This is a genomic window from Oleiphilus sp. HI0086, from assembly GCF_001635225.1.
The window spans coordinates 1-299 of record NZ_LWFZ01000505.1 but is presented as its reverse complement, the minus strand read 5'-3'; the positions used below and the strand labels follow the sequence as shown (position 1 = coordinate 299).

Here is a 299-nt window from a genome sequence, read left to right as displayed (position 1 = left end):
TACGGTTATTAGCAACACCATATTGCCACTACTTGCCCCACGATAAATTTTATAAGACTTGATATCGCCCTGGCTCAAAGCGCTTCCATCCTCTCTAGTGTTTGGTGCCGACCAATTAAGCTCAACAGCGTAAATATCTTGTCCACCCGAATCAGGGGTTGACGGGAGTTCCGGTACGCTGCTTGCGTTGTCTATTTGTGTCCCTGCCAAATATTCATCAAGATTAGACGAGCCATCACCATCATTGTCATTTACGGCGTCCGATGAATCTAGAACGTTGAGACCAACCAATACCTCAT

Annotated in this window: 1 protein-coding gene; it reads right to left on the bottom strand. The window is 45.8% G+C overall.

From position 1 onward, the window contains the following. Window positions 1-299: hypothetical protein (locus A3756_RS27495; protein ID WP_197481216.1), on the bottom strand; the 299-nt coding region annotated here is incomplete at both ends.